The following is a 14,055-nucleotide window of genomic DNA, read 5'->3' on the forward strand; positions in this document are numbered from 1 at the left end:
AAAGCATGCAAAAAAAAAGTAACCCAAAGATCAAAAATCTTCGGGTTACTTATAAAGTGTTATTTAAAGTGTTACGAATCGATCAACCTAAGTTGTGAAATCAAGACGCTATATACTTTTCTATTTTAAAGCCCAAAAGCATAACGGACCTTTAAACCAATAGCAAACATCCGTAGACGATGTTTCTCTTGTTGCTCCTGTTCAATTATACTCTGGAGATTTAGTCGCTGTAATCCTTCGGCATTATAATTCACTATGCGACTAGGATTTTTTAAAGGATTTGTCATGTCATAATCGATGTACACTCCAAAATACAAGGGTTGATCATTGGCCAAAGTTTGAATAATTCCAATTTCGCCTAGGATAGATACCCCTTGCTTTAATTTCATTTTTTTATCTTCTTTAAGTTGATCAAATTCACCAAATCCCATAAAAGTTGGTCCAAATAATTCAGCATCCGAATAGGCAAAATACCCACTAGTTTTTAACTGATTGACTTCTATATCCGAAGAGACTTTAGAATAAAAACTGTATTTAAGGCCTCCTTGCAAATAAAAATTGGTATTACTTTTAAAACTCGTTTCGTAACGCAGACTAAGGGGAATGGCAAAGTAACTGCCCTTCAAGGTTTCTGTAAAACGATTGATGTTATAACGAAATTCAAATTCCTCGGCTTCATTATCCCGTGTAAAATAAGATCCTTTAACATTGTTCTGATCCAATTTAATTTGATAGTATCCGTAGCTCATACCAATTTGAATACCCCAATTTTCGTCCAAACGCACTAGATAATCGACCGAAACACCGCCATTTCCACCGTCTAAAACATCCGATCCATCAAATTTTATCGTTCCCAATCCTCCGTATAATGCAACACCGATTTCATTTTCTTGCGCTTGAACATTTACCGTTGTCATCAGTGTCCACACCAATAGACTAAAACTAACTATTTTTCGATTTCTCATCTTATTTCACTATAAATTTAATAACCTTGTCCTGTCCTTTAACTCTAAATACGGCCAAATAAACGCCGCTTTGAACGGAACTAGACAGTTGAATTTCTGTATTATACCCCTCTATGATACCCTGTTGTAATAAACGCCCTTTCATATCGTAAATTCGTAACGGAGCTCCTGTAGTGATAAATTCGGCATCACTAATCGTCAATACGATTCGAGCGCCAACCTCAACCGGGTTGGGATGTAGTCTAAATACCACGTTGTTTTTAAGTTCGATATAGGATGGACAAACAGTAAATACTTGCCCGGTGCTTGAGGTTAGTACAACTCTGTATAGTGCGTGAGTATCTAATACGTCTACCTCTTTATTTCCCGAAGAATATACCTGCTCTTCACCGATTAATTGGTCGTTTTTATACCATTCGAACTTAACAAATTTAAATCCACCATTGGTATTGGGATTGTTGTTTACCAATAACACATGATTGTATTTTTGCTGAACTATAGCGTGAAAAGGAAAGGGTTTTTCAATAATGATTTGATATTCCTTAGTTACCGCACCATTCTCCGAAGTAATACGAATCGTTTGAGTATGGATACCCGGTTTTATAATATCTATCACAAATTCTTGCCCCGGATCCATAGTCGCACCTGCTTGAGCTTGAATGATCACTTTGACTTTAGTTTCCAAATCATCGCAATCCATGATATAATGAATTTCCTCGGGTGGAGCTAAATAATGCTGCGAACCGATCCAAAGCTCGTGAATGCTGGCATCACGACTAACAATACGCAATTCTCTAGTTACTGAAGGCGCTTGTAGATAATTGCGATCACCGCCCTGATGTGCTGTAACAAGTATGATTCCAGGCTGCTTTAGTGTCACCAATCCCGATTCGCTAACGGTAGCCGCAGCGGTTTCTGTAGTGAAAGTATAAGTATACGAAATACCTAATCCAGAATCAGCATTCGCAGCTAACTGAAAACCAACACTATCTTCCAAAGTAACCACATCCAACTCTTTAAAGTCGATAAATTGACTCGCTTTTTCAATAATTAATTGCGCCGTTAATTGAAGAAAATTAAAATTCTTACCCCCATCAATATTAGCGGTAACGGTATAAACCCCCGCATTAATATTAGCGTTATTTTCATAACTCACGGTCACACCCACATCTATAATACCACTCACTACTAAAGCCTTAATCGTTTTATCGTAGGTAAACGTAGCATTGCTTAATGTAATATTTTCAATTGATGCTCTCTTGATGGTGAGCACTGATTGCAGTACCCGACCTTGATAGTTCGCTCCTCCATTAATTTCCGCTGTAACCGTATAGATCCCCGCATCCGTATGTCCGTTATTTAGATAAGTCACCGTTACACCTTGTGGTAAGGTACTTCCTCCAATTTGAAGTGATTTTAGCTGTCCGTCATAAGTATAAGTAGCACTCGGCAAATAAACATTTGACAGCACGCCCTTTTCAATAGTCAAGGTTGCATTTAGAACCAAATCTTCGTAATTATTACCCGCAACAATGCTAGCAACAATCGGATAAGTTCCCAAATTGATTTGACCGTTGTTTTGATAAGTGACCACAGCTGTTGCGGGTAAATTACCCGAGATATAAATCGATTTTGCCGACCCATCATATGGAATTGTCACACTGGAGAAACTGATACCCGTTATCGAAGCCTTTTGGATAATCATACTAGCACTTATAGTCGCATTCTGATAGTTTGTACCACCATTGATGATAGCGGTCACTGCATAGGTACCCGCTGCTATTTGTTCGTTATTCGTGTAACTCACTGTCACCCCTGTCGGTAAAGCATTTGCTATAAATATTGATTTTGGAAAACCGTCATAAACAAAAACCGCATTGTCAAACACCGTTGTAGGAATATCCGCCTTTTCAATAGTTAGTAAAGCTGTTAATGTGCTACTCTGATAGTTCTGCCCACCATGAATATTAGCTGTTACCGTATACATACCTGCTACTATTTTGTCGTTATTAACATAACTTACAGTCACAGCTGTTGGCCATGTTCCGCCAACGGCTAAAGATTTACTACTACCGTCATACGTAAAAGTTTGATCAGTAAAAGTAAGTCCATCGAGCAAGGCCTTTTCAACAGTTAAAACAGCTGTTAGAATAGCATCCCCATAATTAGCTCCACCATTAATTGTAGCGGTAACCGTATAAGTACCCGAGTCGATTTGATTGTTATTCGTATAATTCACGGTTGCTCCAGTTGGCAATCCAGTCAAGATTAAAGCTTTTACTGTACCGTCATAAGTCACCGTTTGATTATGAAATGTAAGTCCACTTATCAAGGCCTTTTCAATAGTTAAAACTGCCGTTTGAGTGGTATCTTCATAGTTGGTTCCTCCATCGATTGTCGCAGTAACTGTATAAATACCCGCGTCGATCTGATTGTTATTGGTATAATTCACGGTTGCTCCAGTTGGCAATCCTGTCAAGATTAATGATTTCGATGTACCGTCGTAAGTTACCGTTTGGCCATTAAACACTATACCGCTTAAAACTGCCTTTTCAATAGTTAAAACTGCCTTTTTAGTGGTATTTTCATAGTTGGTACCACCATGAATTGTAGCAGTAACCGTATAAATGCCCGCATCGATCTGATCGTTATTGGTATAATTCACGGTTGCTCCTGTTGGTAAACCGGTCAATTCTAAAGATTTTACTGCGCCATCATAAATCACGGTCTGGCTATCGAATGTAATTCCACTTACCACGGCCTTTTTAATGGTTAAAACAGCTGTTAGCGTAGCATCTTCATAATTGGTACCACCATGAATTGTAGCGGTAACCGTATAAGTACCCGCGTCAATATGATCGTTGTTGGTATAGGTCACGGTCGCTCCCGTTGGTAATCCAGCCAATACTAAAGATTTTATAGCACCATCATAAATCACGGTCTGGCTATCGAATATAATGCCACTTACCACGGCCTTTTCAATGGTTAAAACAGCTGTTAGCGTAGCATCTCCATAATTGATACCACCATGAATTGTAGCTGTAACCGTATAAGTACCTGCGTCAATCTGATCGTTGTTGGTATAGGTCACGGTCGCTCCCGTTGGTAATCCAGCCAATACTAAAGATTTTACTGCACCATCATAAATCACGGTCTCGCTATCGAATGTAATTCCATTTACAACGGCCTTTTCAATGGTTAAAACCGCTGTTAGCGTAGTGTCGTCATAATTGATACCACCATGAATTGTAGCGGTAACCGTATAAGTACCCGCGTCGATCTGATCGTTATTGGTATAATTCACGGTTGCTCCCGTTGGTAATCCAGTCAACACTAAAGATTTTATCGCACCATCAAAAATCACAGTCTGGCTATCGAATGTAATTCCACTTAATACGGCCTTTTCAATAGTTAAAACAGCTGTTAAAGTAGCATCTTCATAATTGGAACCACCATTAATTGTAGCGGTAACCGTATAAGTACCCGCGTCGATCTGATCGTTATTGGTATAATTCACGGTTGCTCCCGCTGGCAATCCAGTCAAGATTAATGATTTCGTTGTACCGTCGTAAGTCACTGTTTGTCCATCGAACACTAAACCACTTAGCGGTGCTTTTTCAATGGTGAAGAGATTAGAAATGAAACGAATCGTATAATTTGGTCCTGCTTTTAGAGTTCCTTGGGTTATCGCATAACTTCCCACCACTTCGCCAGAGACTCTGTCTAACACTCCGGTAAACAAACTGTTGCCATCAAGTCCCAAGAAACCCGTCGCCGTATAAGTTAAAACAGGATCAGTTGTTCCAAAAACCTTGCTTAGATCGGAATCGACAGTAACCGTCAACTCTATAGGATTTATAGCGACGGTTATTTCTACGGCATCGCTCATACAGCCGAGTGGTGATATTTCACGCACCCAATATTTTTGAATTCCCACTATACTCGTATCTGGAACAGGTGCAGTTTCATCTCCAACAACTGCTGCAGCAGTTAAATACCATAAGATCTTATTTCCAGATGCAGCTGTGGCTGATAAAGCCGCAGCAACATCTTTATATTTATAAGTAATGTTTTGATTTACAGAAAAAACACTGATTTTCTCTACTTTAGTGGTAATAGCAAGTCTATCCGTACTTTCACATCCATTCACCGTTTGAGAGGCATAATAGGTAGTACCTTCGGTGACAAGAGCCGTCTCACTCCATTGATTCCCTCCATTTGCTGCAGTATACCATTTGATATTGGATCCGTTAATACTGAGATCTTTCAATTGAGTTCCCGCTTCGAAACAAAAAGTCTGTATAGGCAATGATGTAGTAGGTGCGATACTATTAAAAACAGTAGCAACCACTTCTTGTCGAGGTGATCTACATCCCTTTTCAAAGATGAGATTGTAAAAATAATAATAGTAATCTCTCGTATACCCATCGAAGAAACCCCCGATGACATTCAAGGTTTCGGAACTGTCTTTATAAGGAAAAGCAACCATTGAATCTCTATATAATTTAATATCTTCAAAGGATTTGATCAACAATCGATAACCTTTTCCAGCTTTTAACTGAACGTTTAACGGAATGGTTACTGGACTGGCTATACCCAAGGCTTGTATTGTTAAAATACCCGTTGAGAACAGCTCGGTTCCGGAAGAATCATAAATAGCTACATCAAGTTTTCCGGGACCTCCAACAAAAACATCGGTGCTCTTTAAAAACACATCGTTATTTAAATCGAAAATAACACCCCAATTCTTAAAAGTATTAACATCATTAGCAGCTGCGCTTAGCGTTTTTTTCCCACTCTCAATACTGACAAAATCTGACGAGGTTGCATCGACCCAATAGGATTTCGTTGCACTAAGAACAGGAGTTGTATAAACCCCACCTGTATGCAAAACGGTATTAGAAGTCGGGCTGTCATACCATCTGATAACGCCATCAGTGGTCATAGCTGTAAGATTAACCGTAGCTGGTTGACAGATTAAATTGCCAGTTGCAGTTACGGTAGGCATTAAACATTTGGTTTCAAACCGCTTAGACAAACTCCAATCCGAGAATGAGGTTGCCGTACATTTTGAACGTACATATACGAAATAATCCGTACTCGGACTTAGGTTGGTAATGTCTTTGAAAAGGGTGGTATTAGTTACTAATCCCGATGTTACTAATCCCGATGTACCACTACCAGCAAGACCTGAGGTACGAATCTCATATTCGTAACCCAAATTGGGATCTACTGCAGCATAACTCCAACTTATAGTTGCTTGATTCGTACTGATGTTATACACTTGAATATCATTCGGTTGAAAACAATCTGGTGTCTTTTTAACGGTGACCGCCAAAATATTCAAAACCTCTTGAGTACCAGTTGTTTTGAATACGTGAATGCTACTGATTTTTTTATAATAGTTACTGACCGACAAATTGATCTGTGCACCAAATAATCGAGGAAAATCATTTAATTTTTCCACTATATTATCTGAAGCTCTAACTCGGCCCATTCCATAAATAACTGTAGGAGAAAATATTCCGTACGAATACCAATCTTCTGCATGCAAACCGTTAAAGCTTTGTATGGTATTGTCTGTAAAACGGATCTCTCCTGAAAAAGTAGCCATTGAACCTGCGGCATTTCCTGACGCTGTTAATATCTCGATTCTAGTGGCGTTTTCTGGTGTTTCAAAAACCAAATCACCAGTACTTCCCCCATCACTTAAACGCAGTGAATTGTTTTGTGAATACGGATTTAATTGAAAGATAAGATTGGGATCATTACTTGCAATGATTCGCCCATCTGTAGGTAAACCGTATGTCAAAGCAGCATTACCTGCTTGTGCAACAAAATCGCGGCTCACTAGATTGTTGCCAGATATATCAAATGTATGGGTTGTGGAGCTTGAAACAGAACCAACTCCATTGGCAATAACGTCTGCATTAAAACCAGAAACGATTTTAATCGGTACGAAATCTTGCGCAACAGCACTGCTTAAGCTACATAGTAACATCCAAATTATAAAGTATTTTTTTTTCATAGTAATCTATATTTATCTGAATTATTCCGCGAACTAGTTAATCATTTTTAACAATAGTGCAAATATAACCTTACAACACTGAAATAAATTAAAATAAGGGGTGGACATTCGAGTGGACAATGGGTAGACAATTGGAGTTTTAACATGTCTTCACCAACAGCTTTTAAAGTGTTAATAATATTAAAAGTCTTTAATAAAACTTACCATGTACAGGACTTAAAAGTAAATTTTATCAAAATAAAATCACATATAACACCAAAAACTACCACTATATAGCAAAAAAAAACTAAAAATATTATAATTTAAGTAATTTAATCAACTTTTACTTGTCGAAATTTATGAAAAAACAATTTTATAGACCTGTTGTTTTTTATTACCTTGCGAAGACAAAGTCAATTACTTTTTGATTTAATCGTCGACTAAATGCAACCATTATCTAGTTCTCTAAGAATACTTTTAATTCCTATTTTTTTGCTTCTCTTCGCTTATCCCATAGAAGCCAATACATCACATAAGTCCCTCAATAAGATTATTGAAGCGTATCGTAACAACGATCTAAATTCTTTGGAACTATCATTTTCAGATTTTAGAACTAGTCATCTCTCAGAAGACCCTAAACTCTTAAAAATTATACATCAAGTTTTGGTTGCAGAAAAATATTCAAAAACACTTGATCAGAGCAATACCCAAATCGAACTTCTCTATATTACAGCTTGTAAAGCCGCAAAAGCACTTAATCAGCACGGCTTAAACATTTGGGTGCAAACTCATATTGGATTTTACTACTATAGAAATGGACAACTCTCTAAGGCCTTGCCTTATTTTTTATTTTCCTCACAGTCCATAGATGTTGATGCCAGTAACCTTATCGAGCCAGCAGAGGTTTTAAAGAGAAACGCCTTCTTTTTTGGTTATATCGAAGATTATAAAAAAGCAGAAAACTATCTTACTGAAGCGCTTAAACACTCCCATAAAGATTCCAAGATTTATATAGAAATACTCAACAATTTGGGTATGAATTACTTCAGACAAAACCAATTAATTAAGGCTGAAGAGTCCTATCTAAGCGCTCGAAAACTGGCACTGAACAATGGACAAGAAATACTCTATGCCAAAACCTTAGGAGAACTAGCAAAAATTTGTATTTCTCGAAACGATTATATAAAAGCAAAAACATTGTATTTAGAAGATATTGCTATTTCTAAGAAAAATAATAGTGATAGAAATACCATGTATGCCCAAGTTCAATTGGGAAAGATATATCTAGAAGAAGGTCAATTAGATAGCACCTATTTGCACTTACAGGCAGCTAAAAATTATGTTATTGCGAAACCCTATTTGGCTAGTACGGAATTTGAGATTAACCAACTGCTAGTTGATTGGGCGGTATTAAATAAAGACGTCAAAGCAGAATTACAGTTTCGCAGATCAGCGGACTCTTTGAGAGCAATTATCGCAAAAACCGACGGACAAGTCGTTGTAGATCAATTAAATATACAAGCTCAGAAAGACAAGATCAAATCACAACTAGAGTCTGAAAAAAACAAGCTAGAAAAAGCTTCCTTAGTACGAAATACGTGGATCAGTATCAGTGTTTTACTCTTTATAATAGCGCTACTCCTACTTTTAATTTATCGCAGAAAACTAAAATCTCAAGGTCTGGCATTTGAAAGAAATATATTATTGTTGCAGTTGGAAAAAATTCAATCCGACAACAAACTCCATGAAACCCAAACAACCTTGAGTTCATATCAAGTTTATTTATCAGAAAAAAATGAGCAACTAACCAAATTAGAAAAGGAATTTAAAAAACTAAAAAGCCTGCCCAGAATCAACGCTAAAATAAAAGAAAACAATCTACAGAAGCTGTTGGACTCTCATTTAATGACTAAAGATAACTGGTTGGAATTTAAAAAGCTTTTTATAGCAGAACAAACAGATTATTACGATTACCTGATGGAAAACTTCCCAGGATTAACCGAAGCCAATCTACGAATTATTTTACTGCAAAAAATGGGATTGAAAAATTTGGAAACAGCACAGATTCTCGGTGTTACTATTGAAGCAGTTAAAAAGTCTAAACAACGGTTGAAAAAACGATATGAAGAAAATTACTCCGAGATCTTTAATGATCAATAAACCTTAAATCAAAACCATTTCTAGCCCGACTCTAAAGTTAAATGTATCGTAGATATTAAAAGTATCACCGGTATTGCAATTCCCTCTATGCATATCGCGTCAATACATCTACTACTTTATCAAAAAAAAACTGTTCGAAAAAAATTCCGTATAGAATTTTCTCCGAACAGTGTAATGAGTAAAAGTAAAAATAAATTATTGGGTCACATTGAAAAAGGTGTACTCCAATTTTAAAAACAACCCATCGCTATTAGCGCGATGCATGGAGCTATACAGCTCTTTTTTATAAGCCAAGTCAATTCGAGCTTGACTATTGATGATAAATTGAATAGAAGGAACGATATCCATATACGATTTTTCGTTTTCCGTGATCGTTTGACCAACAAACTCCAACATCGCATTGATGTTCGTTTGCTTAAAGCTCGTATACTTTTTAGGATGCATCAAACGCCCTACTGAAAAAGTATAATTGACCGCATCACTTCCAAATTGACTTGGAAAGTTAAATCCGTCATTGTTTAATGCTTTGGAATAACTAACCGAACTGCTTAAAGCAACTTTTTTTATCAACTGCGTTGCTACAAATCCAACTTCATAACCGGAATTACCGCTATTCAAATCGATGGATTCCTGATGAATCATCGCGTTATTAAAACTGTAACGACCAAATGCTGCCATCCTAAAATGACTTTGCATATCATCTACAGAGAAAAACCGGTATTTCGCATAAGCACCACCACCGTTAAAACCCAAACCACTTTTTTCATTAGACATAAAAGCCGATGCACGTACCATAAGATTCTTGTTGATTCCCCAAGTAACTTCCGGCGATAAATTATACATATTACCTTCGCTAAATTGATTTTTCATCAGAGATTGCCCCACTCGAACTCCAATGGAACCTGCTGGAGCATTACTTGCTGGCTCGGTCATAACAAATAACTCTTGTGCCTGAACTCCAAACGAAAAAAGACACAAACCTAAAATTGATAAATACTTCATTTCTTAGATGGCCTTTAAATGATAATTACGATCAACGCCCGTTACATAAGTCGGGAATTTCGAGTAGGCTTTCACGAGTTTTTTGTATTCTTTTTGGGTCACAAATCCTTTATCTAAAACTCTAAATTTGGCTGCTCCATTCATAACACCGCGCTCATCCATAAAAAAGTAAGTAGCCCCTCCATGGGTTACTTTTGTTTTATCCGAAGCTTGATCGTCGTCAAATTTTGCCGTTAACACCATAGATCCCACGAAAAAACCAGCTTTTTCAACCGCATTCTTTAAAACTTTAGGTTCCAATTCTTGATTGTCCTTAAAGTAAACCGTAAATGTATTGGTGTTTAAATCCGTTCCAATGCTGTCAACCTCAACAAGTGATTTTAATTGTTTGTTAATCGCGTTCGAACACATAGAACAGGTTAGTCCAGTAGCAATGATATCTACTTTAGAAATTTGAGCGTAAGAACTTACACTCGTAAAAGTTACCAAAAGGCAAAGGGCGATAAATTTTATATAGGTATTTTTCATTTTATTTTTTGTTGATTTGAGAAATTATTTGTGCTTCTGTCGGGTTGATCGCAATCAGTTTACCCGTTGCATCGAAAAGGAAAGTCGCCGGTAAGGCATCAACTCCAAAACTTACTGCCGTCTTGGCATCGAATCCTTTTGGATCGATCAATTGAACGTATTGTATTTTATCTTTCTCGATGGCTTTCATCCATTTGGATTTGTCAGTATCGATAGATATTCCAACAATTTCAAAATTCTTTGCTTTGTACTTATCATGCATTTTCACCAACTTTCGATTGGCTAATCTACAAGGGCCACACCAAGATGCCCAAAAATCCACTAAAACCGTTTTACCTTTAAAAGCATTTAATTTAACGGCGTTGTTTTTAGTATCCTGAAGGGTTATATTAGGTAAAACATCTCCGATTTTGATTTGTGCATTGCCAAGCGAAATTGAAAATACAACCAACAAAATCGCTCCTATATTTTTGATATTAAACATATTATACGTTTTTAAAACTTATTATTGGATTCGCTTTTTTTCCTTTATTTTACGATCGTATTGACAACATCCGTGCAACTTATTATATACGTTGTCAGCAGCGATAAATTTTTCATTGTCATAACCTACTTTGGCTACGCGTTTTAGAATTTCACTTGTAGTAGTCTTATCTTTATCGTAAATTATAGTAGCGATTTGAGTATTTTCATTCCACGTTAATTGCGCTACATTTTTTGCATAGGCAGCGGTCTCGATGGTTTTTTTACACATAGTGCAATTGCCATTAATCGTAACGGTTTCTGTGGTTTGATTTTTAATTTGCGCGTTGGCTATAGTGACTGATAATAATAGTGTTATTACCATCAATAGTTTTTTTATTGAATTCATTTTTTTTGCTTTTTTGAATTACGATACCCTAAAACACCACAATACTGTAAGCCGTAATAGCTACAATTGCAGATAAAGGGGTTTAAATGTTTGAATGATTAAGTCGTAAAGACTTGAGATTAGACAGACCATGGGCTGTCAATAAAGAAATTTAGGCTATTTTAGGTGGAAGCCAAATAGATCGGAAATCAGAAGAAATAAAGATTTCAGAAAAATAAAATTTCTGTGCTTTTTCTGATAAATCAAAAAGAGCAGCATTGATCGTTTGACTTAAAAAAATCAGTGTAGAGCTGGTGTAAACCGTAGGACATCCACAAGATGTTCCCGCACAACTGCTGTCGCACTGGTGTTCTTGATGTTTCGTTCCCTCGTCTTTACAACAGTCTTTGGTTCCCGATTCTTTGGTACAACATGACATAACGGAATCCATTCCAGCGGCATACGATGATGTAGGACCTGTAATAAGTCCTAAAACAACGATTAGCAATATGAATATCTTTTTTGTCATGTCCAGCAAATATAGTTTAAAAATGAATTTAGCCTTGTTAAATTTCTCGTAAAAACTTTCTTTAGGGGTAATTCATTGAAGTATTTCGCTTTTTATTCGTTGTGAACCGCCTGTTTTAGCGGTTATCTCTTACTAAAATACCGCAGTAATCTATTCTGACGAATATACTACTGCGGTAAATTTAAGATTAACCAAACACAGCTCGTAGCCTTTTTTTAAGGCGAGGTGTCGTTTAATGTTTTCATAAAAACGATGATATCCTTTATTTCTTGGTCTGTTAATTCCAAAGGCGCATCTGGCAATGTTTGACTCTCAACATCTAATCCCAATCCTATTCCTCCGCCTTTATTATAAAAATCCATCACTTCTTCTAAGGTTTCGTAAACACCATTATGCATATAGGGAGCACTTTTTTCTATGTTCCTAATGGTTGGTGTTTTAAACGCATGTTTTAATTGTTTTAAATCCGTATTAAACACATACCTTCCTAAGTCATCGTCAAGCATTGTACCGGCTTTGTCCTTGGGTACCCCCAGTACTTCTTGTTCTGAATTGGTAAAAAACGGCGGTAAGGTTCCATTAAAAACAGGCATAAAATGACAACTAGCACATTTGGCTTTGCCTACAAACAGATTAAAACCTCGTTTCTCCTGCTCATCCATTGCCGTTTTATCTCCCCTCATATATTGATCAAAACGCGATTCAAAAACCGCTAAGGAACGTATATAGGATGCCAAGGCATTTTCTAATTGCCAAGACTCAATTGGCTTGTCATTCGAGTAGACTTTCTGGAATGCTTTTTTGTAGGTAGGTGATTGATTTAAAAATTTAGCGATTTCCTTTAAATCCCCATGCATTTCATCCTTGTTGGTGATGACATCGGAAGATTGACTCTCCAAAGTAACGCTTCTCATATCCCAAAACTGTCCGTGGTAATAGGCAGCATAGTTTAATGAAGGGGTGTTTCTCTTTAACGGTTTTCCCTCTAAGTCCAAGGCCGTTTTCAAACCATCGGAAAAGGCTTTGTCTGCATGATGACAGTCTGCACAACTCCGATGACTGTTCTTTGACAAGTTTTTATCAAAAAACAGTTCTTTTCCCAAGGCTATCTTAGCGGGGCTTAAGTAATAAGTCGGATCGGGTAAAAAAGCGTTTAAATTGATCAGGTCCTTGGCAAAAAGCGAGGCTACACGACCGTCCACCACTTGATTGCCCTCGTGAAAAGGAATGTTTAATTCCTGTTGTAAAAAGACAATACCCTGAGCGATCGGCTCGAGATTGTCGGTTATAAAGTCTAAATAATTGAAACTTTCTTTAGACGGATTGGCGTTACATACTACAATGCTTTTATCTAATAATTCCTTTAACTTCCTATAAGCTTTCGCTTCTCGCCATTTACCTGATAATTCTAGAACTTCCTTCACTCCTTTTAAACTTGCCCCAGCTTCAATAAATTGCAACTGACTTTCCGGTGTATCAAAGCCCGTAATCCCCAAAGCGGTGATTTGAAAAAGCTCCATTTTCAAAGCCTCCAAAACAAGCTTTTCATCAATAGAGATGACTTCAAAGTTTTTTCGAGCACCGTAAGCAAAGTTCTTTATTTTCTTCGATTCCAAAATAAGCTTTTGCTGCTCTGCAGATTGATAAACAGGAAACACCAACTCTTCGACTACTTGAAATCCTTCGGCTGGAATAAATTTGTTTTCATCCAAATCCAATTGATCCAATGCCGGGCCATTGAGCGATTTGTTGGTATGCGGCAAGAAATAAGCAATGGCCCATTCTACCTCTTTATATGCCAAACGACTTTCTATAAACGCCTGTCTAACGACCAAACTATCTTTATTATCACTGACGCTCTCAATCAGTCGGTCTAGTTTCAAATCTAAAGTATCAACTTTTTTGAGCAAATAAGTATTAAAGGAAACATCTTGATAAATCGTCGTGTCTTTTTTACAACCAGTCAACAACAAGAAAAAAATACTGAATATAATATATTTAAAACTCTCCATCT

The 14,055-nt window shown here is 37.0% G+C and carries 9 protein-coding genes; 1 reads left to right on the forward strand and 8 read right to left on the reverse strand.

Annotated features, from left to right (window positions below):
- Window positions 1-125: 125 nt before the first annotated feature.
- Entirely contained in the window at window positions 126-965 is an 840-nt protein-coding gene (locus tag L1275_RS10615) for an outer membrane beta-barrel protein (RefSeq protein WP_253472655.1), read from the reverse strand.
- A gap of 1 nt (window position 966) precedes the next feature.
- Window positions 967-6,993: an MBG domain-containing protein gene (locus L1275_RS10620; RefSeq protein ID WP_253472657.1), complete on the reverse strand. Its 6,027-nt coding sequence runs from the start codon at window positions 6,991-6,993 to the stop codon at window positions 967-969.
- 423 nt (window positions 6,994-7,416) lie between these two features.
- On the opposite strand from L1275_RS10620, the gene L1275_RS10625 reads away from it, so the two are divergent.
- Window positions 7,417-9,132 carry a tetratricopeptide repeat protein gene (locus L1275_RS10625; protein WP_253472659.1) on the forward strand — a complete coding sequence of 572 codons (1,716 nt, stop codon included), beginning with the start codon at window positions 7,417-7,419 and terminating at the stop codon, window positions 9,130-9,132.
- Window positions 9,133-9,327: 195 nt separating this feature from the next.
- On the opposite strand, the gene L1275_RS10630 is transcribed toward L1275_RS10625, so the two are convergent.
- From L1275_RS10630 to L1275_RS10655, 6 genes are all read right to left on the reverse strand, one after another.
- Window positions 9,328-10,134, reverse strand: coding sequence for a hypothetical protein (locus tag L1275_RS10630; RefSeq protein ID WP_253472662.1), 807 nt, complete (start codon window positions 10,132-10,134; stop codon window positions 9,328-9,330).
- A 3-nt stretch (window positions 10,135-10,137) separates the two neighbouring features.
- Window positions 10,138-10,662 (reverse strand): heavy-metal-associated domain-containing protein, encoded by a 525-nt coding sequence (locus L1275_RS10635; RefSeq protein ID WP_253472665.1) that lies wholly within the window; start codon window positions 10,660-10,662, stop codon window positions 10,138-10,140.
- Window position 10,663: 1 nt separating this feature from the next.
- Window positions 10,664-11,146 carry a TlpA disulfide reductase family protein gene (locus L1275_RS10640; RefSeq protein ID WP_253472668.1) on the reverse strand — a complete coding sequence of 161 codons (483 nt, stop codon included), beginning with the start codon at window positions 11,144-11,146 and terminating at the stop codon, window positions 10,664-10,666.
- Window positions 11,147-11,167: 21 nt separating this feature from the next.
- Entirely contained in the window at window positions 11,168-11,533 is a 366-nt protein-coding gene (locus tag L1275_RS10645; RefSeq protein ID WP_253472671.1) for a heavy-metal-associated domain-containing protein, read from the reverse strand.
- 151 nt (window positions 11,534-11,684) lie between these two features.
- Window positions 11,685-12,041 carry a hypothetical protein gene (locus tag L1275_RS10650; RefSeq protein ID WP_253472674.1) on the reverse strand — a complete coding sequence of 119 codons (357 nt, stop codon included), beginning with the start codon at window positions 12,039-12,041 and terminating at the stop codon, window positions 11,685-11,687.
- 215 nt (window positions 12,042-12,256) lie between these two features.
- Window positions 12,257-14,053: a cytochrome-c peroxidase gene (locus L1275_RS10655; protein ID WP_253472677.1), complete on the reverse strand. Its 1,797-nt coding sequence runs from the start codon at window positions 14,051-14,053 to the stop codon at window positions 12,257-12,259.
- Window positions 14,054-14,055 lie beyond the last annotated feature (2 nt).

The organism is Flavobacterium sp. HSC-61S13 (genome assembly GCF_024171535.1).
Taxonomy (GTDB): domain Bacteria; phylum Bacteroidota; class Bacteroidia; order Flavobacteriales; family Flavobacteriaceae; genus Flavobacterium.

What these genes read in the sequence shown, in the direction of transcription:
- L1275_RS10615 (WP_253472655.1), bottom strand. Translation starts at nt 965, where the DNA reads ATGAGAAATCGAAAAATAGTTAGTTTTAGTCTATTGGTGTGGACACTG.
- L1275_RS10620 (WP_253472657.1), bottom strand. Translation starts at nt 6,993, where the DNA reads ATGAAAAAAAAATACTTTATAATTTGGATGTTACTATGTAGCTTAAGC.
- L1275_RS10625 (WP_253472659.1), top strand. Translation starts at nt 7,417, where the DNA reads ATGCAACCATTATCTAGTTCTCTAAGAATACTTTTAATTCCTATTTTT.
- L1275_RS10630 (WP_253472662.1), bottom strand. Translation starts at nt 10,134, where the DNA reads ATGAAGTATTTATCAATTTTAGGTTTGTGTCTTTTTTCGTTTGGAGTT.
- L1275_RS10635 (WP_253472665.1), bottom strand. Translation starts at nt 10,662, where the DNA reads ATGAAAAATACCTATATAAAATTTATCGCCCTTTGCCTTTTGGTAACT.
- L1275_RS10640 (WP_253472668.1), bottom strand. Translation starts at nt 11,146, where the DNA reads ATGTTTAATATCAAAAATATAGGAGCGATTTTGTTGGTTGTATTTTCA.
- L1275_RS10645 (WP_253472671.1), bottom strand. Translation starts at nt 11,533, where the DNA reads ATGAATTCAATAAAAAAACTATTGATGGTAATAACACTATTATTATCA.
- L1275_RS10650 (WP_253472674.1), bottom strand. Translation starts at nt 12,041, where the DNA reads ATGACAAAAAAGATATTCATATTGCTAATCGTTGTTTTAGGACTTATT.
- L1275_RS10655 (WP_253472677.1), bottom strand. Translation starts at nt 14,053, where the DNA reads ATGGAGAGTTTTAAATATATTATATTCAGTATTTTTTTCTTGTTGTTG.